Origin of the sequence: Xenorhabdus sp. KK7.4 (assembly GCF_963876465.1) — a bacterium.
Classification (GTDB): Bacteria; Pseudomonadota; Gammaproteobacteria; order Enterobacterales; family Enterobacteriaceae; genus Xenorhabdus; species Xenorhabdus stockiae.
This window is the reverse complement of record NZ_CAWNQF010000065.1, coordinates 1-23862: the sequence shown is the minus strand read 5'-3', so window position 1 is coordinate 23862 and position 23862 is coordinate 1. Positions and strand designations below refer to the sequence as shown.

Annotated in this window: 24 protein-coding genes; 9 read left to right on the top strand and 15 right to left on the bottom strand. The window is 45.2% G+C overall.

The genetic code is table 11. From position 1 onward, the window contains the following. Positions 1–48: 48 nt before the first annotated feature. The 11 genes from AACS90_RS07110 to AACS90_RS07060 form a co-directional block, all read right to left on the bottom strand. The gene (locus tag AACS90_RS07110; protein WP_099122289.1) at positions 49–318 is read right to left on the bottom strand and encodes a barstar family protein; all 270 of its coding nucleotides are present in this window, start codon (positions 316–318) and stop codon (positions 49–51) included. Positions 319–322: 4 nt separating this feature from the next. Beyond that, positions 323–793 carry a ribonuclease domain-containing protein gene (locus AACS90_RS07105; protein WP_099122288.1) on the bottom strand — a complete coding sequence of 157 codons (471 nt, stop codon included), beginning with the start codon at positions 791–793 and terminating at the stop codon, positions 323–325. Positions 794–836: 43 nt separating this feature from the next. Beyond that, positions 837–2282, bottom strand: coding sequence for a metalloprotease TldD (gene tldD, locus AACS90_RS07100; protein ID WP_099122287.1), 1446 nt, complete (start codon positions 2280–2282; stop codon positions 837–839). 5 nt (positions 2283–2287) lie between these two features. Then, positions 2288–3148 carry a deaminated glutathione amidase gene (nit1, locus tag AACS90_RS07095; protein WP_099109630.1) on the bottom strand — a complete coding sequence of 287 codons (861 nt, stop codon included), beginning with the start codon at positions 3146–3148 and terminating at the stop codon, positions 2288–2290. Beyond that, positions 3145–6978 (bottom strand): AsmA2 domain-containing protein YhdP, encoded by a 3834-nt coding sequence (gene yhdP / locus AACS90_RS07090; protein ID WP_099122286.1) that lies wholly within the window; start codon positions 6976–6978, stop codon positions 3145–3147. The genes nit1 and yhdP overlap by 4 nt, the downstream gene beginning before the upstream one ends. Positions 6979–7222: 244 nt before the next feature. Next, complete coding sequence (rng, locus tag AACS90_RS07085) at positions 7223–8692, bottom strand: ribonuclease G (protein WP_099122285.1); 1470 nt, start codon at positions 8690–8692, stop codon at positions 7223–7225. Continuing rightward, entirely contained in the window at positions 8689–9276 is a 588-nt protein-coding gene (locus tag AACS90_RS07080) for a Maf family protein (protein WP_099122284.1), read from the bottom strand. The genes rng and AACS90_RS07080 overlap by 4 nt, the downstream gene beginning before the upstream one ends. An 80-nt stretch (positions 9277–9356) precedes the next feature. After that, a complete protein-coding gene (gene mreD, locus AACS90_RS07075) occupies positions 9357–9845 on the bottom strand; it encodes a rod shape-determining protein MreD (protein WP_099122283.1) in 489 nt (162 codons plus the stop codon). Beyond that, on the bottom strand, positions 9842–10900 hold the full coding sequence (gene mreC, locus AACS90_RS07070) for a rod shape-determining protein MreC (protein WP_099122358.1): 1059 nt from the start codon (positions 10898–10900) through the stop codon (positions 9842–9844). Before mreC ends, mreD begins: the two co-directional genes overlap by 4 nt. Positions 10901–11020: 120 nt before the next feature. Further along, entirely contained in the window at positions 11021–12064 is a 1044-nt protein-coding gene (mreB, locus tag AACS90_RS07065) for a rod shape-determining protein MreB (RefSeq protein ID WP_086113213.1), read from the bottom strand. A gap of 43 nt (positions 12065–12107) precedes the next feature. After that, positions 12108–12248 carry a hypothetical protein gene (locus AACS90_RS07060; RefSeq protein WP_169926627.1) on the bottom strand — a complete coding sequence of 47 codons (141 nt, stop codon included), beginning with the start codon at positions 12246–12248 and terminating at the stop codon, positions 12108–12110. Positions 12249–12835: 587 nt separating this feature from the next. Here AACS90_RS07060 and acuI point away from each other — a divergent pair. From acuI to fis, 9 genes are all read left to right on the top strand, one after another. Continuing rightward, the gene (gene acuI, locus AACS90_RS07055; protein ID WP_099122282.1) at positions 12836–13810 is read left to right on the top strand and encodes an acrylyl-CoA reductase (NADPH); all 975 of its coding nucleotides are present in this window, start codon (positions 12836–12838) and stop codon (positions 13808–13810) included. 204 nt (positions 13811–14014) lie between these two features. After that, positions 14015–14473 (top strand): type II 3-dehydroquinate dehydratase, encoded by a 459-nt coding sequence (gene aroQ / locus AACS90_RS07050; protein ID WP_099122281.1) that lies wholly within the window; start codon positions 14015–14017, stop codon positions 14471–14473. A 150-nt stretch (positions 14474–14623) separates the two neighbouring features. Beyond that, complete coding sequence (gene accB / locus AACS90_RS07045; RefSeq protein ID WP_099122280.1) at positions 14624–15082, top strand: acetyl-CoA carboxylase biotin carboxyl carrier protein; 459 nt, start codon at positions 14624–14626, stop codon at positions 15080–15082. 22 nt (positions 15083–15104) lie between these two features. Continuing rightward, entirely contained in the window at positions 15105–16454 is a 1350-nt protein-coding gene (accC, locus tag AACS90_RS07040; RefSeq protein ID WP_099122279.1) for an acetyl-CoA carboxylase biotin carboxylase subunit, read from the top strand. Positions 16455–16607: 153 nt separating this feature from the next. Beyond that, entirely contained in the window at positions 16608–16850 is a 243-nt protein-coding gene (locus AACS90_RS07035) for a YhdT family protein (RefSeq protein ID WP_099122278.1), read from the top strand. Further along, complete coding sequence (panF, locus tag AACS90_RS07030; RefSeq protein WP_099122277.1) at positions 16840–18285, top strand: sodium/pantothenate symporter; 1446 nt, start codon at positions 16840–16842, stop codon at positions 18283–18285. The genes AACS90_RS07035 and panF overlap by 11 nt, the downstream gene beginning before the upstream one ends. A 67-nt stretch (positions 18286–18352) precedes the next feature. Further along, entirely contained in the window at positions 18353–19234 is an 882-nt protein-coding gene (prmA, locus tag AACS90_RS07025) for a 50S ribosomal protein L11 methyltransferase (RefSeq protein ID WP_099122276.1), read from the top strand. A 283-nt stretch (positions 19235–19517) separates the two neighbouring features. Continuing rightward, a complete protein-coding gene (dusB, locus tag AACS90_RS07020; protein ID WP_099122275.1) occupies positions 19518–20501 on the top strand; it encodes a tRNA dihydrouridine synthase DusB in 984 nt (327 codons plus the stop codon). Positions 20502–20508: 7 nt separating this feature from the next. After that, positions 20509–20805 (top strand): DNA-binding transcriptional regulator Fis, encoded by a 297-nt coding sequence (gene fis / locus AACS90_RS07015; RefSeq protein ID WP_010847912.1) that lies wholly within the window; start codon positions 20509–20511, stop codon positions 20803–20805. Positions 20806–21162: 357 nt separating this feature from the next. Here the strand turns inward: fis and AACS90_RS07010 are convergent, their stop codons facing one another. The 4 genes from AACS90_RS07010 to AACS90_RS06995 form a co-directional block, all read right to left on the bottom strand. Next, entirely contained in the window at positions 21163–21765 is a 603-nt protein-coding gene (locus AACS90_RS07010; RefSeq protein WP_099122274.1) for a DUF4326 domain-containing protein, read from the bottom strand. Between the two features lie 4 nt (positions 21766–21769). Beyond that, positions 21770–22207, bottom strand: a complete 438-nt coding sequence (locus tag AACS90_RS07005) for a DUF488 domain-containing protein (protein ID WP_099122273.1) — start codon at positions 22205–22207, stop codon at positions 21770–21772. Next, complete coding sequence (locus AACS90_RS07000) at positions 22207–22881, bottom strand: dual OB domain-containing protein (protein ID WP_099122272.1); 675 nt, start codon at positions 22879–22881, stop codon at positions 22207–22209. The genes AACS90_RS07005 and AACS90_RS07000 overlap by 1 nt, the downstream gene beginning before the upstream one ends. Before the next feature lie 313 nt (positions 22882–23194). Then, positions 23195–23458, bottom strand: a complete 264-nt coding sequence (locus tag AACS90_RS06995; RefSeq protein WP_099122271.1) for a helix-turn-helix domain-containing protein — start codon at positions 23456–23458, stop codon at positions 23195–23197. Positions 23459–23862: the final 404 nt, after the last annotated feature.

Sequence of the window (23862 nt, the reverse complement as noted above, 5' to 3'; positions counted from 1 at the left end):
ACACCGCCACATTTCAGTCAATGTAGCGGTGTAATAAGAAGGGAAAAGTTAATTCATCACATCAAACTTGAGTTCCCCTTCCAGCTCTTCTTCAGCTTCCTCAAACAAAAGCACCAGCGCTGCAAAATGTGGTTTTTTCTGCACATCCAGATGGATAAAGGTAATATCAACAGGCAACTCAATTTCACTTGTTACCACATCCCAGAGCGCATCCAAATTAGCACCAAAATGGTCGCTAAGATCGAAACGCTCCCTGAACTGATTATAGAACGTTGTTAAATCAGGGATATGGTTAAAATCGAATTCCACTTTTTTCATATTCTCATTCCAGCCTTGTGAAATGGTTATAATGATCAAGCGTCAGGTAGATTAGCCCATCGTTAGAATAGAGTAACCGGTCACTACCCCGACGCCCACAGTTATAATTCACATCTGCTTCAAACCACTGGCGTCCGGCTTCATCTGGCAGTTTATGCTCTCGGTTGGTGAACCTGTCCCCACCAATTGCTTTTCCCGGTACGGCTTCACATAAATTACCTTTACGGGGTTCCCAGCCCAAACGACGGGCTTGTTTCTTCGTAATGTAATAATCAGGCAATTTGTGATGTTGTTTCAGATAACTCGCAACCCGATGCTGTTCAGTCAGAACATCAATATGCGGAGTGGCTGTCTCTTCTGCTACCACCGTATTTTGCGGTGTTTTCCCGCTACCAGATAACCCCGTGTCTTTCAAAAAGACAATAGAGATAACCGCCAGAAGCAGAAATACACCTGCCAGTGCGCTCTTTTTCATAATGACCTCTTGCACTTAATGGATCAAATCACGCCAAAAAGTGTCAAGCTGTTCCGCCTACGGTCAGGTTATCCAGTTTCAATGTAGGCTGCCCAACTCCCACGGGAACACTTTGACCCTCTTTACCACAGACACCAACACCTTTATCAAGGGCTAAATCATTACCAACCATGGAAATCTGCTGCATCGCCTCAATACCAGAGCCAATCAGAGTTGCTCCTTTTACCGGTTTGGTGATCCTACCGTTTTCAATCAAATACGCTTCTGATGTCGAGAAGACAAACTTACCTGAAGTAATATCCACCTGACCGCCGCCAAAATTCGGTGCATACAGACCACGATCAACACTGGCAATAATTTCTTCTGGTGTAGAGTTACCTGCCAGCATGTAGGTGTTAGTCATACGTGGCATAGGCAAATGGGCATAAGATTCACGACGACCGTTCCCCGTCGGAGCAACACCCATCAAACGTGCATTAAGTTTGTCCTGCATGTAACCTTTTAAAATGCCGTTCTCAATCAGGACATTGTATTGTCCCGGAACCCCTTCATCATCAATAGATAATGAACCCCGACGCCCTTCAATCGTGCCATCATCAACCACAGTACATAGCTCGGAAGCAACTTTCTGCCCAATCTGACCAGAGAAAACAGATGTGCCACGGCGATTAAAATCACCTTCTAGACCATGACCAACGGCTTCATGCAGTAAAACGCCCGGCCAGCCTGCACCCAGTACAACCGGCATTGCTCCTGCCGGAGCCGCAACTGCTGAAAGATTGACTAATGCCATGCGAACAGCTTCACGGGCAAATTGCTCTGCCAGCGTCTGCCCATCAGTGTCTTGCAGGAAATATTCATAACCATAGCGGGCACCACCGCCACTGGAACCACGCTCGCGTTTGCCGTCTTCTTCGACCAATACACTGACAGAAAGACGTACCAGCGGACGGATATCAGCGGCTAATGTGCCATCCGTCGCAGCAACCAGTACCTGCTCATAAACACCACTCAGGCTGGCATTAACTTCCTGTACTCTTTGGTCTTCCGCACGGGCAATTTTATCAACATGGTGTAACAGAGCGATTTTCTCTTCCCTGCTCATACTTTGCAGCGGATCTACTGCTGGATACAAAGCGTTATGTGTCACTGCTCCCAGGGTATGGGCAGTGCCATTTCCTATTTCTCTTACAATGCTGCGCGCTGCCTGTGCACTTTGCTGCAAGGCATTCAGAGTGATCTGATCAGCATAGGCAAAACCGGTTTTCTCGCCGCTAACAGCCCGGACACCTACTCCCTGATCAATATTATAGGATCCATCTTTGATGATACGATCTTCCAATACCCACGTTTCGTGGTAGCTGGACTGAAAATAGAGATCAGCATAATCAAGGCGGCGTTCTGCCAACTGCCCTAATACAGAAAACAAGTCGTTATGATTCAGGCCATTGTCAGTCAGTAAATGTTCACTGACATAAGTTAAACTCATAGTGTTTACTCTTTATCTAAATTTGTATTCTTTTTTATCAAAGAAGTCAGTTGCGGACGGAAGCGATTATGTTTCACCACTCTGATTTGTTCACGCATGTGAGTCAGGCTGTCTCGCCGGATATTGAGCTGGAGTGCACAGACACTCAGAGGATTTTTCTTAATGATTTCCCCCCAGCCACTCACTGCCATTGAATGCCCCCACGTTCTGCGGGTGCCGTGCACACCAACCTGTGCAGGAGCCAGTATAATACATTGATTCTCAATTGCGCGGGCACGCAAAAGTGGCTCCCAGTGCGCTTTACCTGTCAGTCTGGTGAAAGCGGCTGGTACAGAAATCAGTTCAGCGCCCTGTTCCCGCAGTGCCTGAAACAGGCCGGGAAAACGCAGATCATAACAGATAGTCATTCCCAGACGACCGACAGGGGTATCAACAACCGTGATGTGTTCACCACGCTGATAAATAGAAGATTCGTTATAAGAACCGTGTTCATCCTTGATATTGACATCAAACATGTGGATCTTGTCATAGCGGGCGCGAATTTCACCCTGATCATCAAATAATAAGCTACTGCTGGTAATACGGCTCGGATCTTCCCGACTGATCATCGGCATTGAACCAATCAGTAACCAGATACCATAATGCTGTGCGAGTTCACGTACGGCCTGCTGTAACGGGCCTGTTCCCTGTTCTTCTGCATGTTCGCGATAAGCATCAGCGTCTGCAAACAGTAAGGCATTCTCCGGGGTCAGAACCAGCTTTACAGTTTTAGGCAATTGCTTAATCTGCTGTTCAATTTGCGCTAAATTATGTTTGATGTTTGTACCACTGCATAATTGTAAGAGTGCAACATTGACGTTTCTCATGACCCTTTATTCTCCTTAAGCTGACGTAAGACTTCATCAATTTTAGGTTGTTCCAGACTGCCGGTTATTCGATAGCGAATGACTGAGATCTTGCTCCATAACGGGCCTAACACTTTCGCCGCTGCAAAAACAGCAGCACCTGCCATAGGGTTAATTGCAAAAGCGGTTGCCACACCGACTGTGGCTGATATTTCCGGGGTGATCACCAACTCCATATTGAGCTGACGCTGGATAAAGTTTATCTGACCTTTTGCATCGATATCAGCTTCCAGCCCATCAACATGGAAATTATCCGTATACATAACCCCATTTTTTAGTTGTGCATCGCCGCGCATAGAATCAAAGTTAAAATCATCACTGAATGTGTCACTGAAATCCAACTGTAATTTACGCAATAAAGCATCAAAACTGACCAGCCTCAACAGTTGTCCTGCTCTGCCGGCGCCCAGTTTAGCTATTGTGCCTTTGCCCAGTGTCCCTGTCAGACGGCCATTAAGCGTTTTAATATCAGGCTGCCACGGCGTATCCTTCCAGTTAAGATCAAAATCAAACTTAAATGGAGCACCGGTAATGGGAATAATGAACCCGAGATAAGCAGCCATATCATCTAAACTTTCCCCTGATATTTGCCCCTTAGCCCGAGTATAGTTTCCCTCATTACTTTCACTCCAATGACCGGATAATGTCAATTTACCAGCACTATTTTCTACCCGGCCATCAGTCAGAACCAATGAGTTGCCTTCCGGTTTGACCGTTCCTGAAATTTTTCCGATTTTCGATCCGGCCAGCCAGCATTCATTACATCTCACATTAAATGTTGGCCAGTGATTCAAATTATATTTTGGTGTATCTGCTACGCTTGAAGCCAGCGAGTTGCCATCATTGGCAGCGCTGCCCGGGAACACCGGATTATAATAGAGATAATTAAATGCTCCCTGCCATATCCTATCCGAATAAACCCACAAATCGCCGTCAATTTCTTCTCCGATCGCATTAATATGCAAACTATCAGATTGTTTGCTGGCACTCAGTATAAGATTATGCCAACGCTGCCCGCCGATATTCAAAGAAGGTATTGTAATTTCAAATAACTCAGGCCACCTGAAAGCACCACCCGTTCCGGATTTGGTTTCCAATGTTCCAAGCAGTGCCAGCCATTTATCACCTTCAATATCAGGTAAATTCAGTTCGAGCATTGATTTTTCAGGTAACGCAGGAATTCCGTTTTTATCTGTGTTCAGAATACCCCGCTGTAAACGGGTATAGCCTTTCTCCAGTAACCATTGGCTATTGAATTTATATCTGTTCCCTAATGAACCGGTAAGCCTAAGCTGATTATCATCCCCTTCGGCCTGAATATTGAGATCATTCAATCCCTGCAAAGAGGCGGTTTCCAGCCCGTCTAACGTGCTGTTGATATGTGACAAATCAGCATTGATTGCAACCTGATATTTTGCGCCCTGTTGTGGTAATTCATGTTGCAAACCCTCACCTTTTGAGGGAATGGTAATATTGACTTTTCCCTGCCAGTCAAGCCGCCCTGATAGCTGACTGCGTATTTTTTCCGGCAATTCCGGTAGTGTTGCCACAGGCCAGCCAGCATTCAGGTCAACATTAACCTGATAATGTTGCACTAAATCCTGCGTCGTAAATCGTAATGACAGAGGGTTACCAAGCCAGTTAGTGGAAAGGCTATCACTTTGCAAATTGCCATTATCAAAGCGGAACTTGCCACTGAGGTGCTTCATTCTACTGTTCAGTGGCTGAATAAAGAGTTCAGTATCTTTCAGCACCACTTCACCACGGGCATCAGTTTTGCCATCTTGCAGATGTATATCCAGATGAAGATTGCCATCAACCTTGCCGCTAAGCTGTAAATTATCCAGCGCATTCCCGACAGTATCGGATAATGAACTATGGTGAAAATAGTCGTGAATATCTTCGCCATCTCCGGAAATGTCAGCATCAATTAAGAGTTTTTCTTTATCATAATCAGCGATAACAGCAGAAACCCGGGAAGCATCGACTTTACCCAGTTTCGCTTTATCTGCCTGTATCCATAATCCGTTATTGCGGAAATTCAAATTAGCATTCAGGTCAAACAGAGCTGGCCAGTCTGGCTGGTACTTAAATGTTGCATTGCGCAGGGGAACCCACACCTGAAATTGGCCATTGTTATGCCTGAATGGAAAGTCATGAGGGTTACCCTGAAAAATCAGCGTGGCATTATCGATTTTCCCTTTAATTAACGCTGTTGTCAGATAATCTGTCAGTGATTTTCCCATCAGGGTTTGGGGAAAATAGCGCCATGCTTCGCCTGCATCCTCGACTCGGATCCCTGCCAGCATTTCCAGCTTTGGGGGCTTATTCCTGAGTTCTGTATAATTAAAATCGCCGTTTATCCATAATGATTTGGTCTGCAAATCCAGCCCCTGACTCCATATTTTCAAACCTTCCTGATCACTTTTCCATTCGATTTTCCCTGCACCGCTGGCAATATCAAACGGTGCCTGAAACATTTGCCGGTAATCAATGAAGCTATTTTTCAACTCAAATATGAAGTTTCCTTGCTGTTTATTTCCCGCCAGCATGCCACTAAAATCATTCACTGAAGGCAGCTCTTTCCAGCGAGACCAGCTGACATCCTGCCACTTAACAGCAATATCCATGCCATCGGCCAGTTCAGGCGTAACATCAAGGGCAAAACGGTGAATTAGCCCTTTTGGCTGCCGATGTTGCCAGTCATTGACGTTCTCAGGAGTCACAGGTGACATCAGCGGCAACATGCCACTCAGCCGTTCAAGCTGAATATTTTCAGCCCGAATACGCCAATGATCTTTGTTCTGATATTTGTTTGCCTTCGTGATATATAAGGCGGCAAGACGACCGGCAAGCCACTGCTGACCATTAGTGTTCAGGCTTTCCAGATTTGGGATATCGAACAGCCAGCCTTCTCCCTGACGACGCATTTGCAAAAGCAGATCATGAACAGTGAGCTGATGTTGCTTCTCCCCCACATACCAGCTGGCATACCCGTGCCTGAGTTGTAAATGCCCACTATCAATTCTCCCGTTTTTCAGGGTAATCCAGTTAGCCAGACTGAAACGGGCATTTTCCAGGCCGGTGCTGTCTTTTAACCATCGGCTGAGCCACAACCGCATATCAATATCATCAGCCTGTAAATAGATAGTGCCGCTATCTAAAACATGATTAATATCTTTCAGGTCAAATTTAATCTGTACAACACCTTCCTGCCCATTAATCGAAGACAGGTTAATATGCCCCTCTGCACGATGCCGGTTGTCTTTATTCAGCCATGCCAGCTGCGGTAACAATAATCTGACTTTTTCTCCCGATGGAGTAGGAAAAGTCAGGCTACTGTCATGCAATTCGAAATAATTAAAACGTTCGAGAAACAGGGAGGATAGCTTGTCCGGTTTGGGTAACTGGTGTTCACTTTCGCCATCAAACAGTGGCTTATCATAATCCACCTGAAGCTGATAAAAAGAGAGGTCACGGAAATGCCAGCGCCGCTGTAATAATGAGCGCCAGACATCCAGAGAAAGCGTCACTTTTTTGGCTTTAATATCCGTTTCTTCGTTTGTTGCATGAAGATCCCGGACTTCCAGCTGAGGGCCAAATGGCTCCCAGCGACCACTGGTATAACCTATATTGACGGAAACACCGGTTAAGGCTGAAATCTGGCGTGCCAATTGCTGGCGATAATCATTAATATGAGGCAGGAAAAAACGTAACCCGCTGACAAACAAAGCCACAATGATAATGATTATTGCGGCTGTCGCTAATAATATCCCGAGCAGTCGCTTCACTCATTTCTCCTTGTTTGTCAGCACGTTATACTCTTCGTCTTTCAAGCTGCCTCTTTGTTGGCTACGCTCGTTCACCCCAGTCGCATAGTTATCTATGCTCAGGGGATGACTGAGAGGCTCCTGCCTCTCACCGGAGGCTAGCCTTTGGCTGGGCAAATTCGTTCCCGACGAATTTGTCTCTCCCTTGCCGCCGCGATGCAACTTGAAATCCATAGAGTATGTTATTTACTCAAAAAATTTAAGGTTACATCATAACAACATCAAATTGTTCCTGACTGTACAGCTGTTCAGCCTGTACTTTTACGGATTTACCAACAAAGATTTCTACTTCAGCCAGAGCGTGAGAGTGTTCTCCTTTAAGGGCTTCACTCACAGCATGGGAAGAATAGACCAGAAAACGATCTGCATTAATGGCGCGATGAACACGTACAATTTCCCGTAAAATTTCATAGCATACCGTTTCAACAGATTTTACGGTGCCGCGCCCCTGACAAGTCGGGCAATTATCACATAAAATGTGCTCAAGGCTTTCCCGCGTGCGTTTGCGTGTCATTTCCACCAGACCAAGCTGAGAAAAGCCATTGATGGTCGTTTTCACGCGGTCTTTACTTAGAGCCTGTTCCAAAGAAGCGAGAACCCGACGACGGTGTTCTCCGTCAGCCATATCGATAAAATCAATAATAATGATCCCGCCCAGATTGCGTAGCCTCAACTGACGGGCAATCGCCTGAGTCGCTTCAATATTAGTATTAAAGATAGTCTCTTCCAGGTTCCTATGCCCAACAAAAGCACCGGTATTAATATCAATGGTCGTCATGGCTTCGGTTTGATCGATAATCAGATAGCCACCCGACTTTAATTCTACTTTGCGCTCCAGTGCGCGCTGAATTTCCGTTTCCACGCCACAGAGATCGAATATCGGCTGATTTCCCTGATAATGTTCCAGCTTGGCATTCATTTCAGGGATATACTCATCAATAAACTCCTGCACTTGCAGGTAGGTCTGGCGGGAGTCAACCCGGATGCGATCAAGAGAATCTTCGGCAAAATCACGTAAAATACGCTGCGCTAATGCCAGCTCACCATAAACTTTCGTTTTCGTGATATTCCGTTTTTTACGCTCAATGACCTTACTCCACAGGCGCTTCAAAAATGCAGCATCCTGCTCAATCTCCTCTTTTCTTACCCCTTCTGCGGCAGTGCGGATAATAAACCCGCCATGTTCATCGCAATAATCCATCACGATGGATTTCAGCCTATCGCGCTCTTCTCCGCTTTCAATTCGCTGGGAAACACCAACATGGGAGGCCCCCGGCATAAAAACCAGATAGCGTGAAGGCAGGGTGATATCGGTTGTCAGGCGTGCTCCTTTGGTGCCGAGGGGATCTTTGACGACCTGAACGAGCAGATCCTGCCCCTGACTGACCAGCTCAGCAATATCCCTGACATTAAAGTTTTTCCGCTCCTCGCCTGCGATACATTCCGTATGAGGCACAATATCTGAAGCATGCAAAAAGGCAGCTTTCTCCAGCCCGATATCAACAAAAGCCGCCTGCATACCGGGTAAAACCCGGCTTATACGGCCTTTATAAATATTACCGACTATTCCCCGTTTAGCTTCCCGTTCAATATGAACTTCCTGCAAAATACCGCCATCGATATAAGCAACCCGCGTTTCGGATGGTGTTACATTGACTAATAACTCTGCTGTCATAAGTGACCCTTCCCATCAGCTAACGCCAAAAATCGTGTGATTAATTCATACGTTTCAACCAGTGGCAAGCCGACAACAGCATGGTAACTGCCATTAATACTTCTGACAAAACAACCGCCTTTACCCTGAATGCCGTAAGCGCCGGCTTTATCCATTGGTTCTCCAGTTGCAATATATTCCTGTATTTCACGTTGGGATAAATGGCGAAATATCACATCTGTAACCACTAACTCACTTAAGGTATGCTGACTGTTCGATAAAGCAACAGCCGTCATGACCTGATGGTGTTGTCCTGACAGCGCCTGTAACATTTCCGCTGCATGTTGCTCATTATGGGGTTTTTCCAGAATACGATTATTCAGCACAACAATTGTATCAGCGCCCAGAACGGGGAGATCATCCGGCGCAATTGCCACACCCGCTTTTGATTTTTCTCTGGCTAATCGTTCGACATACTGCTGCGGAGACTCTTCTTCCTGCCATTTCTCTTCAACCTGTGGTGTCAGGATCTGAAAATTAAAATCCAGCAGTTCCACCAGCTCACGCCGCCGTGGTGAGCCAGAAGCCAAGTAAAGAGTTTTCATAGTGAGTCATCCTTTCTGTCAGTTCATTTAAAAGCGGTTCATTTATATAAAAGCTGTTCATTAAAAAGTAGAACCCGCCTTTAACGAACTGAAAATTGACGGCGGATTTTCCGCATTAATAAGAATAGCCAGGGCCAGAGAATACCATTGACCACGCCATTCCAGAATACTTCAGAATGGAAAATAGTCTGCAGGATCAGAGCGTGAGTCAGGAAAACACAGAGGTTTATCAATGTTGAGAGTATCATCACAATGAGTGATTGTTGCCAGAGTGCCATATTGCGAATGAGCTGAAATTTAAAAGCAACCAGAAAACTCACGAGACTAAAAGCCAGTGCATGCGCGCCAAGAATGCTGCCCTGCAATAAATCAATCAGGATACCCAGAATAAACCCGGTACCAACACTGATACGATGAGGAATAGCAAGCAGCCAGTAGATAAGGCATAACACTGGCAGCGTTGGCCGGAATACATCAACTTGTTCCGGCCACGGCATACTCTGTAAAACCATTGCTATCAAGAAAGACAACCAGACAACCCAGAGACCACGTCCGTGATACTGACTCATCGGTTATTCTCCGTAGCTAATGGTTTATTAACTGATGGGGCCACTGAAGATGGCTGTCCGGCCACGGGTTTCTTTCTGTTATCCTCTTTTTTACTACCCTCTCCACTTGAATCTTCTGGCAAAGAGTGAAGTTTTTCATCAGCCGGATTTGGCAATACGTATGGCAAAAACTGCTTCATGCGCTCATTTGCGGCTCGATATACTTCAGAAGGCGGCAACGGTTCAGATGGGTTATTATCCGGCCCCCATACCAACAGCAGATAACGCAGGCGGCGTAATTCGGCCAAAGGACGGGCGTGAATAACGGTATGAGCCCGCTGATTGTCTATCTTGACAGAAGAGACCACTGCCACAGGATAACCTTCAGGGAATCTCCCACCCAGACCAGAAGTCACCAGTTCATCACCGACCCGGATATCCGTGTCACTCGGTAATGGTTCAAGGTGTAGATCATCGGCACAGCCTGTACCACCAGCGATCACCCGGATATCATTGCGTAATACCTGAACCGGCAGGGCGTGAATCGGATCGCAAATCAGTAACACCCGGCTACTTAGCTGGCTTACTGAAACAACCTGCCCGACAACACCGCGATCACTAACAACCGGCTGCCCTTCATAAACACCATCTTTTGCGCCTTTATCAATAACAATTTGATCGCGATAAGGATCCAGACCACGGGCAATTACCTGAGTAGCCATCATGTGTTCATCATGACGCAAAGGTGAACCCAGTAAGGAACGTAACCGGATATTCTCCTGTTTTAATTGGCCCAGAAGTAATAATTTGCTGTCCTTCAACCGCAATTCATTGCGCAAGGAGTAATTTTCCAGTTCAAGTTGTTTGCGGGCAGTTAGAGAATCAGAAATACCATCTAAAAACTGGCGGGGACCATTGGCAAGAAAATAAAAAGGACTCACTGCCGTATCCATATAGCTACGGACTTTATGAAAAAAATCAAACCTGCTGTCTACCACAACCAGAATAATGGCAATAGCAACAGCAAAAAAGAGTCGTAATTGTAGGGAGGGCCCTCTGCTGAAAATTGGCTTCATAATTTGCGCATTATTGAGCGGTTTCGTGTCATAAACAATAAAAGAGTCATAAACGATACACTTTTGGATAAACAGCAAGGAGGCACCGATAAACACGCCTCCCAGCTCGCAGAGTTACTTTCAGTCTTCGCTGAATAAATCGCCACCGTGCATGTCGATCATTTCCAGCGCTTTACCGCCACCTCTGGCAACACAGGTCAGTGGATCTTCAGCCACAATCACGGGAATACCTGTTTCTTCCATCAGCAAGCGATCAAGATTGCGTAACAATGCGCCACCACCGGTCAGCACCATGCCACGTTCTGAAATATCAGAAGCCAGCTCTGGAGGGCACTGTTCCAGTGCTACCATAACGGCACTGACAATACCGGTCAGCGGCTCTTGCAGGGCTTCCAGAATTTCATTGGAATTCAGTGTGAAACTACGTGGTACACCTTCAGCAAGGTTACGGCCACGTACTTCGATTTCGCGGACTTCATCCGTTGGGTACGCAGAACCAATTTCATGTTTAATGCGTTCTGCTGTCGCTTCACCAATCAGTGAACCGTAGTTGCGGCGGACATAATTGATAACCGCTTCATCAAAGCGATCCCCGCCGATACGGACAGAAGAAGAATAGACAACGCCATTGAGGGAGATAACTGCAACTTCTGTTGTACCACCACCGATATCAACAACCATTGAACCCGTTGCTTCTGAAACGGGCAAACCTGCACCGATTGCCGCCGCCATTGGCTCTTCAATCAGAAAGACTTCGCGTGCTCCTGCACTTTGGGCTGATTCACGAATAGCCCGACGCTCAACCTGCGTCGCCCCGACTGGTACACAAACCAGTACGCGCGGGCTAGGACGCATAAAACTGTTGTTATGAACCTGTTTAATAAAATGCTGCAACATTTTTTCCGTGACATAAAAATCAGCAATCACACCATCCTTCATTGGTCGGATAGCTGCGATATTCCCCGGAGTACGTCCCAACATCTGTTTTGCTTCCAGCCCCACGGCTGCAACGCTTTTTGGTGAACCGGCCCTGTCTTGTCGGATAGCAACAACAGAGGGTTGATCCAAGACAATTCCCTGACCTTTAACATAAATAAGGGTATTGGCAGTACCCAAGTCAATGGACAAATCATTGGAAAACATGCCACGAAATTTCTTTAACATAACGAAAGGATAATCCTGCAAGCTGGGGACGGATGTTGTCCGTCTACTCTACCAACCACATGAAGCAGCGACAAGGCGCATCATTAACTACTTTTACTACTTCAATGAAAGTGGCTACGTTATTCACATCAGAAACACGATATTCTACGTTACTTTTTTCTGACAGAGCAGAAAAAAACTGCATAAAAATGGGTTAATTCCACCAATAACCCCGTCACTGAACCCTAAAATGTCCAAATGCCCTAAAAACCAACATTATAGTGTATATAGTGCATCCCGCGATGTTACTGATTCACTTTTTCTATGTTGACCTATAATGATTTCAGCAAGTTCAACAAAAATTAATTTTTTCTCAAATATTTTGATTTATTTTGCCATCTCTAGCCAATATCACGCTCCAATAAACCCGGCAAAGATGATTCATTAATTCCCCGCTTTATCTTCAGCACTTAAAAGAAAAATTGTTCTTCATCGACACTTATGCACCTGTAATCGGCGGATAAATCTGTTGATTACTGAACCAATAAGATATAAAAACAAAGTCATTATTAATAAGTGAATTATCAATATTGAAATCATTATCAGGCATATTTAACTTTCAGCATATACCCGAATAAAAATCAGCAATCACTGTTTTGCGACTATTCATCACAATATTGCAGACTGCCCGTTTCTGCATTTTTAATTTTATCTATATTGAGAATGTCACAAAAAATGAAATCATGAGAATCGTGATGGTGTTATACCCAAAATCCATCAGAGGGAGAACCTATGAAAGCATTACTGCTGGAACAGCATGATACATTATCAGCTTCTATTCAGGATATTGACACAACCCAACTTCCACCCGGTGATGTCATCGTCGATATTCACTGGTCAACCCTCAATTATAAAGATGCACTTGCTATCACCGGCAAGGGGAAAATCATCCGCGAGTTTCCGATGATACCGGGGATCGACTTCTCCGGCGTTGTTCGTCACTCAGAAGATCCCCGCTTTCATATCGGGCAGCAGGTTTTATTAACCGGCTGGGGTGTGGGTGAAAATCGTTGGGGTGGTCTGGCAGAACAGGCCAGAGTCTCAGGTGAATGGCTGACTCCATTGCCAGCAGGTTTAAGTACCAGACAGGCTATGATTATCGGCACAGCCGGTTTTACCGCCATGTTATGTATTATGGCGCTGGAACAGGGAGGTATAACCCCTGAAAGCGGCGAAATCGCAGTCACAGGTGCCACTGGCGGAGTCGGAAGCACAGCAATTACCCTGCTCTCTCTGTTAGGGTACTCTGTTGTCGCCATCAGCAGTAAACCCGAAAGTCAGGAATATTTACGTTCTCTGGGAGCAAAAGAAATTCTGCCGGTTTCAGACTTCAGCCAACCCGCTCGCCCGCTGGAAAAACAGCGATGGTCAGGTGTTATTGATACTGTCGGTGGTACAATTCTGGCCAAATTGCTGGCTCAGGTATCTCACAACGGCACTGTAGCTGCCTGCGGGATGGCAAGCGACATCAATCTGCCTACCACTGTCATGCCATTTATCCTGCGTAATGTCCGCTTACAGGGTGTTGAGTCAGCAATAGTCTCGGCTGCCGATAGACCAAAGATCTGGGAGCGGTTACAAAAGCTGTTGCCGGAATCTTTTTATCAACAGACCGCAAACGAAATTTCATTAGATCAGGTGATCGAACACGCTAATCAGTTGGTAAACAATCAGTCAACAGGTAGAACAGTGGTAAAGATCCGCTGAAACTATGCCGATAAGCGTAAGTCTAATAAAATCAAGCCCGAAAAGCTGATAAGACCAGTATTTTGCTGCTAAATGTTACGATATGTTTATAATGTCGGGCTTTATCGTCAAATTTACAAATATTGATAATAGAAAAAGATGACAAACTGCTGTCATCGAGTTATCTTGAACGATTGTTGACAGATTGCCGGAGATACCCGCACAATGGCAGACAAGTTTCGCATTTTACTCTTGAACGGTCCCAACCTGAATCTATTGGGAACGCGAGAGCCAGAGACCTACGGCAAGTTAACGCTTGATGACATCGTCAGCAAACTGTCACAAGAAGCTCACCAGTCGGGTATTGAATTATTCCATCTGCAATCCAATGCAGAATCTGAACTGATTGAGAGAATTCATACTGCGCGGGGGAATACCGATTTTATTCTGATTAACCCTGCGGCATTCACGCACACCAGCGTAGCGTTACGCGATGCACTTCTGGCGGTGGATATTCCATTTATTGAGATCCACCTCTCTAATGTGCATGCCCGCGAGCCATTCCGCCATCATTCATATCTTTCTGATATTGCCGTTGGCGTGATCTGTGGTTTGGGTGCTGATGGCTATAGTTTTGCATTACAGGCAGCGGTCAACCGCTTGTCAAAATCCAATACCCAATGAATTTCGAGTTGCATCGCGGCGGCAAGGGAATGAATCCCCGGGAGCATAGCTAACTATGTGACCGGGGTGAGTGAGCGCAGCCAACAAAGAGGCAACTCGAAAGGCTAAGGGCATAACTAATTTACATAAATAGAGTACGGAATCACACTCATGGATATTCGTAAGATAAAAAAATTGATCGAGCTGGTTGAAGAATCTGGCATTTCTGAACTGGAAATTTCTGAAGGTGAAGAATCAGTTCGCATCAGCCGTACTACGGCCGTTCAGGGCATGCCGATCACTCAGCAGTATATCTCTGCGCCTGTTCAACAGCCTGCTCCCGTTGCAGCACCGGCACCGGCTGCTCCGGCAGCACCAGCCGCAGCAGAGATCAGCGGTCACACCGTTCGTTCCCCAATGGTTGGTACGTTCTACCGTTCTCCAAGCCCGGATGCGAAACCTTTTATCGAAATCGGTCAGCATGTTAATCAGGGCGATACCCTGTGCATCGTTGAAGCCATGAAAATGATGAACCAGATCGAAGCTGACAAAACCGGCGTCGTGAAGGCCATTCTGGCACAAGACGGTCAGCCTGTTGAATTTGACGAGCCACTGGTCATCATCGAATAAGCGCATCACGCGGGAAAAACCCATGCTTGAGAAAATAGTCATAGCTAACCGCGGTGAAATCGCACTGCGTATCCTGAGAGCCTGTAAGGAACTCGGGATCAAAACTGTTGCTGTGCACTCTGCGGCAGACCGTGATCTGAAACACGTCCTGCTGGCAGATGAAACGGTCTGTATCGGCCCTGCCGCATCAGCAAAAAGTTACCTGAATATTCCGGCTATCATTTCTGCGGCTGAAATCACCTGTGCACAGGCAATCCATCCGGGTTATGGATTCCTGTCTGAAAACGCTGATTTTGCTGAACAGGTGGAGCGTTCCGGTTTCACCTTTATCGGCCCGAGAGCAGAAACTATCCGCCTGATGGGTGATAAAGTTTCTGCCATCAGCGCCATGAAAAAAGCCGGTGTACCTTGCGTTCCTGGTTCTGACGGCCCTTTGGGTGATGATACTGAGAAGAACAAATCGATCGCACAGCGCATCGGTTATCCGGTGATCATCAAGGCTTCCGGCGGCGGCGGCGGGCGTGGTATGCGCGTTGTCCGCAGTGATAAAGAGCTGGAACAGTCTATTGCCATGACTCGTGCTGAAGCTAAAGCTGCTTTCAATAATGACATGGTTTACATGGAAAAATTCCTTGAAAACCCTCGTCACGTTGAAATTCAGGTACTGGCTGATGGTCAGGGCAATGCTCTTTATCTTGCTGAACGTGACTGCTCCATGCAGCGTCGTCACCAGAAAGTTGTGGAAGAAGCTCCTGCACCGGGTATCTCAGCTGAACTACGCCGCAGCATCGGTGAACGCTGTGCCAACGCGTGTATGGAAATCGGCTATCGCGGAGCGGGTACGTTTGAATTCCTGTATGAGAACGGTGAATTCTATTTCATTGAGATGAACACCCGTATTCAGGTTGAACACCCTGTTACCGAAATGATCACTGGCGTTGATCTGATCAAGGAACAGCTACGCATCGCTTCCGGTATGCCACTGTCCATCAGGCAGGAAGATATTGTCATCAAAGGCCATGCTATCGAATGCCGTATTAATGCCGAAGATGCAAAAACATTCTTGCCAAGCCCGGGCAAAATCACCCATTTCCACTCTCCGGGTGGGTTCGGCGTGCGCTGGGAATCCCACATTTATGCAGGATATACCGTACCGCCATATTATGACTCCATGATCGGCAAACTGATCACTTATGGAGAAACCCGTGAAGTGGCAATTGCACGTATGAAGAACGCGCTGGCAGAACTGATCATTGATGGTATCAAAACCAATATCGATTTGCAGATGTCCATCATGAATGATGAAAACTTCCAGAAAGGCGGAACCAATATTCACTATCTGGAGAAGAAACTGGGCTTACATGATAAGTAAGGCTTTTTTCTGACATCGCCATTCTGCATAAAATCCCATCTTTTCAAGATGGGATTTTTTATGACATAGTTTTTGTCGCACATTTTCTTCTGAATAAATCCGGCTGTTACCGTACAATTCCTTCCTTTATTTTTCTGCTTTCCCGGAGAATCAATGGACAAAAGATTTGTTCAATCTCATAAAGAAGCGCGTTGGGCCGTATTCCTGACGTTAGCTTATCTTGTGGGTTGGCTACTGAGCGCCTATCTACCCAGTGATACGATCGGATTAACCGGATTGCCACATTGGTTCGAACTGGCTTGTTTAGCATTACCTGCACTTTTCATCATCCTGTGCTGGATGATGGTGACATTTATCTTCAAAGAAGTTCCTCTGGAGGATGAAGATGCAAAATGAAGTTATTCTGCCTCTGGTAGGATATCTGGCACTGGTTTTTCTGCTCTCATTCTATGCCTATCGCCGCCGCCAGACGGGTGAATTCCTGAATGAATATTTTCTTGGCAGCCGCTCAATGGGTGGTTTTGTCCTGGCGATGACCATTACAGCAACATACATCAGTGCCAGCTCGTTCATTGGTGGTCCCGGTGCAGCCTACAAATATGGTATCGGCTGGGTGCTGTTATCCCTGATCCAACTGCCGGCAATCTGGCTCTCCCTTGGCGTACTGGGGAAGAAATTTGCGATTCTCGCCCGCCGTTATAATGCCGTGACACTCAATGACATGCTATATGCGCGCTATCAGAGCCGTATTCTGGTCTGGTTTGCCAGCGTGAGCCTGTTGGTCGCCTTTGTCGGTGCCATGACGGTGCAGTTCATTGGTGGTGCCCGCCTGCTGGAAGCCGCAGCCGGTATTCCTTACGGTACCGGTCTGCTGATTTTTGGCCTCTCCATCGCTCTCTACACAGCATTTGGCGGCTTTAGAGCCAGTGTACTTAATGATGCCCTGCAAGGGCTGGTTATGCTGTTAGGAACGATACTGCTGCTTGTTGGCACGATCTATAAAGCTGGCGGACTGTCAGAAGCGGTCTCGACACTGCGTACTATCGATCCTAACCTCGTCTCTCCCCACGGTGCTGACAATATTCTTAGCGGCCCTTTTATGGCCTCCTTCTGGGTACTGGTCTGCTTTGGCGTTATCGGGCTGCCACATACCGCTGTGCGTTGTATTTCTTACCGCGACAGTAAAGCTGTCCATCGTGGTATTATCATCGGCACTATCGTCATGGCTATCCTGATGTTTGGGATGCACCTTGCCGGAGCACTGGGCCGTGCGATCATCCCTGATCTGACAATTCCCGATCAAGTGATCCCAACCCTGATGATCACCGTCCTGCCGCCTATCGCTGCCGGGATCTTTCTGGCCGCGCCGATGGCAGCCATTATGTCAACAATTAACGCCCAACTGCTGCAATCTTCAGCAACTATCGTTAAAGATCTCTATTTGAATTTGTTCCCGCAGCAGATCAAACAGGAGAAAAAACTCGCCCGTATCTCCAGTTTTTCTACGCTGATTCTTGGAATCCTGCTGTTACTGGCGGCATGGCAACCACCTGAAATGCTGATCTGGCTGAATCTGCTGGCCTTCGGCGGATTACAGGCGGTGTTCCTCTGGCCACTGGTATTGGGCCTGTACTGGGAGAAAGCCAATGCACATGGCGCGCTAACCTCCATGCTGACAGGTGCAATAAGTTATACCCTATTAGCCAGCTTTAGCATTAACCTCCTTGGATTCCATCCCATTGTGCCATCATTGCTGCTGAGCTTACTGGCATTCGGAATCGGAAATCTGTTTGGGAGTAAACAAATACAACAAACCGCCGCATCACAGTAACGGCGATATTTTTTTAGCCTGATTTTTAATCATTTTTCATACATATTGCGTTTAAAAGAGAATTTTTATGCCTTGGATACAACTGAGATTAAACACAACTGGACAACAAGCTGAGTCACTTGGTGATGAACTAATGGAAAGCGGCGCAGTGTCCGTGACCTTTCAGGACAGCCACGATACGCCAATTTTTGAACCTCTGCCGGGAGAAACCCGCTTATGGGGAGATACCGATGTCATTGGTTTGTATGATGCAGAAACCGATATGAAAGCTGTTGTTAGCCAACTGGAGCAGATTCCCCAGCTGGGTAAAGGTTTTCTCCACAAAATTGAACAACTGGAAGATAAAGACTGGGAACGCGAGTGGATGGACAACTTCCACCCAATGCGTTTTGGTAATCGTCTGTGGATCTGCCCAAGCTGGCGGGAAGTGCCTGAACCGAATGCTGTTAACGTTATGCTGGATCCGGGACTGGCCTTCGGAACCGGAACACACCCAACCACTTCTCTTTGCCTGCAATGGCTGGATGGCCTTGACCTGCAAGGTAAAACCGTCATCGACTTCGGCTGTGGATCCGGCATTCTGGCTATCGCAGCCCTGAAACTAGGCGCCAAACATGCTATCGGTATTGATATCGATCCTCAGGCCATTCAGGCAAGCTGGGATAATGCAGAGCGTAATGGCGTTTCGGAGCTGCTGACACTCTATCTGTCTAAAGATAAGCCTGACAATTTAGAATGTGATGTTGCTATCGCCAACATTCTGGCTGGCCCACTGCGTGAACTGGCTCCTGTTATCGGCTCATTACCAAAATCTGGTGGATTATTAGGCTTGTCTGGTGTACTGGCAAGTCAGGCTGAAGGTGTCGCTGAAGCCTATAGCAATGAATTTATTATCGATCCAATCGCTGAACAAGAAGAATGGTGCCGTATTAGCGGGGTCAAAAAATAATCAACAAACTACTATTGAAAAACAGGATTATCCACTAAAATGATCCTCTGGGGGACAAATTGGTGGTAATACATACTATTTGTCATGAGAAATATAGGTAACAATAAATTTCGTCAAAAATACGTAACTTAATGTTATTAAAGGATAAATAGAAAAGTTTGAAAAAATCAACTGGAAAAATTCCGTTAAAATACCGTTTCGCTCAAAGTTTGGCCTTTCATATCTTGTGAAAAATGCGTAATATACGCGCCCTTAGTCACAGTTGGCCACTCTTTCTTCGCCTATGCGTATCGGACAATACCAGTTGAAAAACTGTCTTATTGCAGCCCCTATGGCTGGCATAACGGATCGCCCGTTTCGATCACTATGCTACACCATGGGTGCAGGTATGACAGTCTCAGAGATGCTTTCTTCCAACCCTCAGGTCTGGAAGACGGATAAATCCCGGCTACGTATGGTTCATCGCGACGAACCCGGAGTGCGTTCTGTACAGATTGCCGGTAGTGATCCCGATGAAATGGCAGCGGCGGCGAAAATCAACGTCGACAATGGTGCTCAGATCATCGATATCAATATGGGGTGCCCAGCCAAGAAGGTTAATCGTAAATTGGCAGGCTCAGCATTACTGCGTTATCCAGAACTGGTTCAAAAAATCCTTTCTGCGGTAGTCAATGCGGTTGATGTACCTGTTACATTGAAGATCCGTACAGGATGGTCACCGGAAGAACGTAACTGTGTAAAAATTGCCCAATTGGCTGAACGTTGTGGTATTCAGGCGCTTACCATTCATGGCAGGACTCGTTCTTGTCTGTTTAATGGTGAAGCCGAGTATGACAACATTCGGACAGTTAAGCAGACTGTTGCCATTCCAATTATTGCTAATGGCGACATTACTGACCCGCTAAAAGCCAGAGCAGTGCTTGAATACACCGGGGCTGATGCCCTGATGATAGGCCGCGCTGCTCAGGGAAGACCCTGGATCTTTCGGGAAATCCAGCATTATCTGGAAACAGGAGAACTGCTGTCACCGATGCCCCTTGGCGAGGTACAGCGTTTAATGAACGAGCATGTACGAGAACTGCACGACTTTTACGGTCAAGGCAAAGGAGTTCGTATTGCACGTAAGCATGTATCTTGGTATCTCAAGGAACATGCTCCTGATGACCAGTTTCGGCGCTCATTCAACGCCATTGAGGATGCCAGCGAACAGCTGGAGGTGTTGGAAGCATACTTCGAAAATTTTTGCGTAAATAAAGAAAAGAGCTGACAGAACTATGTTCGAACAACGCGTAAATTCTGACGTACTAACCGTTGCTACTGTAAATTCACAAGATCAGGTAACTCAAAAACCTCTGCGTGACTCAGTTAAACAAGCACTGAAGAACTATTTTGCTCAACTGAATGGTCAAGACGTCAATGACCTGTATGAGCTGGTACTGGCTGAAGTAGAGCAACCACTGTTGGACATGGTGATGCAATACACCCGTGGTAACCAAACCCGCGCAGCGCTGATGATGGGAATCAACCGCGGTACTCTGCGTAAGAAACTGAAAAAATACGGCATGAACTAATCCTAGTCTAGTAACATGTTGTTTAATAGGCACTTTACATAAAATGAAAAGTGCCTATTTCTTTTTTGATTATACAAATGTTTATACATGGTTTTCTGAACGAATCTATAAACGCGGTATAAGATGAAAACGTTAATAGTGTAGGCCTAGCTAGAGTGCTATCGACGAATTTCATTGCTTGCAAGTAACTCACAACTCATCGAACTAGCACCAAAACACGACGAAGCATTGTAATCTTGGAAAGAGTACTGTAGTCGAAAGAAACAATGATGTGGGATAACAGATTACCCCATAGGAATGAAATGAGGCGTGTCTATAGAATTAGATAAAGTGAATATTATGTGGAAACTAGCCAAGCTACTCGCCATCATCCCATGAATTTAGAAAATCAGCTAATACATCTCCATGACAAGCTTCAGGTTTGCAAAAACATCCAAGCCTTTTTCCAGCCAACTTATATACTTCAGACTTGTCTTTATTTGGAAACTTTTCAAAATCAAAATCGTACTTGAACTTTCTTATAACCTCTTCTCTACCATCAGCATTTTCAAACATTGAGTAAGGATTTCCCCAATAGGAGCCTCTCCCAATATATTCATATGCGTTGGTTGCAGTAATTCCCTTATATTCTGTATTTTTTTTAATATTTATAACCCTTGTGATCTTTATCTTGATTCTTCTAACAACTACTCCTCTTCTCTTTAACTCTGCTACTTCCTCTACAAACTCTTCACCATCATCAAATATAATGGCATGAGTAATATCATCAAACTCCAGCTCAGTAAGATTTACTTTCGCAACATTATAAGTATTATTTTTTAGATATTCTTCTATAAAATCATGCGGATCTAAAATGATAGTAATGATATCAGGTTTCTTTTTAGCTAGGATATTAGCAATCTTTCTTTCGAATTTGCTATAACATAAAAATAAACTTGGGTATAAAATTAATAAATTCATATGCTCAGTATAGATGTTTTATTTCAAATTTAGTATTCCAGCTGTTATTCAAATACTCAATAACTAGCCTTCTATGGCAATGATGCGGTTTATTTTCACTACATAGTAGGCATCCATTCTCTATAATTTCTTTATCAATCCTTTCAATTCTCCTTTTTGCCATGAGATTCATAAAATGATCCTGATACTCTTCCCATGATATTTTTCCCTTTTTATATGGATCGAGAATACTCTTTTCTGGTGCCAAGTCTGGAAGGTGGACATAATCTATATTACATAACTCACGAAGGAAGAATATCAAATCATTTTTTTTTGCAAAACCTGATAATTGAGATACGTTGTTAAGTCGCACATCAACTAATCTTTTTATTTCTTCATTTCGAATAAGATCAAAAAATTTTTCAGCGGTCTTCTGTGTAAAGCCTATAGAGTAAATTTTCATTATTTCACCCCGAATATTCCAGCAGCAAGCTTATAATAGTATCCTTCCCACGCATCTGCCAGACTAACAGTCATATAATACTGTCCAGTAAGTCTATATTGTCCCTCACCTTGAGCCAAATAGGTGCTCTCAATCTCTGGATCTGTAACAGAGATTAGATAATTGACGTTCTTGTATGAAAAGCTTGCCCTTACTTTCTTTTTTCCATTCCCAAATTCAGCGCCTTCGACACGAACAACTATCTCTAAGTCTTCGGGACGAATAAAATAAAGAGAGGCTCCTGGGGCAGTTACTAAATCTGTAGGGATACGATCATTTTTACCGTTGTAGCTTGAAGATCCAACTTGCCAAAGTGATTCAGGTGTATCTAATAAAGAATCAAGTGAGCCAGCATATTGGCCTGCATTTGACCAATAATACCTGTCATCAATTATATAATTTTCTTGTTGTACAGGATGACGAGATTTTCCTTTAAACGTTACTTCAATGATGTCAAAAACTTGTGCAGTACTACCATCCTCATAACGCCTATCATCTTCAGAAATTTCGTGGCTTGCTCTCTCACTGATAGGTCTAATCCAGTCACTATATATACCATTTATTAGCACTTTTCCTGCAATACAACGCCCAGATACTTTTCTTGAGTTAGCCAAACAAACAAATACTTTCTCCATGTTATCTCCATTTTATGATAATTAATTGTCGCTTTTTTTACATAGAAACTTTATCTGTATATGTTCTGTTAATTTGGAACTGATAATTTATTGTCTCCAACCTGACACGTAGCAGTCAACATCATAATTACTCATTAGCTATATTTGATCAATAGCTAGAGAAAGCACTTACGCTATTTTTTGATATTAAGCAACTTTATGATAAAAGCCGTGAGGTTTAAGCATAACCAAATTAGGAGCCATTTTACTCTCAGGGCTTCGTGTTAAGACTTATTATTTTCACAAATTATTACAGCTCACAAATTGAAGTCGGCTATTCCTGTAGTTTATTGCGAATCTTACGCTCAATCAGCTGACCACACAGATCAAAGTACCGACTAGGCCAGATTTCCGAAGGATGTATTTCAAGATAGTTGGCAATAATCCATTCGCCTTTAGGCCACGGACGACTAAGAGTGTTTGCCAGTGTAGATGAACTGAGTCCCACTTCACGAGAAACAGCCGCTAAGGTTGTACCACGCTTGCGCAATGCTGCGATAATATCAGCTTGATGCCAATCATTTTTAACGTTATTCATTCCTGCTACCCCTTCCATTAATTGAACATTGATGGTGGCGATTCAGACAGGGTTATCACAACCGGGAGTAACCATCCGGCGAGGCCGAAGCCTCCCCTGCCTGAACCACCATTGAATGGGCGAATGCAGGCACACTGGCAGAAAATTCCTACCAGTGGGTTACTCTTAGCAAGGGTGATAATCCTTGACCACTGAATTTTGCCAGTGGCGGGACTACTTTAACTGATTGGTTTATCTGCTTCAATAAGCGAATCAGTAAAAGTGCTTACCTTTTTACGTTATATTCCATTAAATGTGTTAAGGCGCTTCTGCTGTTCTTCACTCAAGTTAAACGCAAAGTCTTCATGTTCCACCTGCCATGTGCCAAAACTCATCAGGAACGCAATCGAAGGGTCTATCTTATT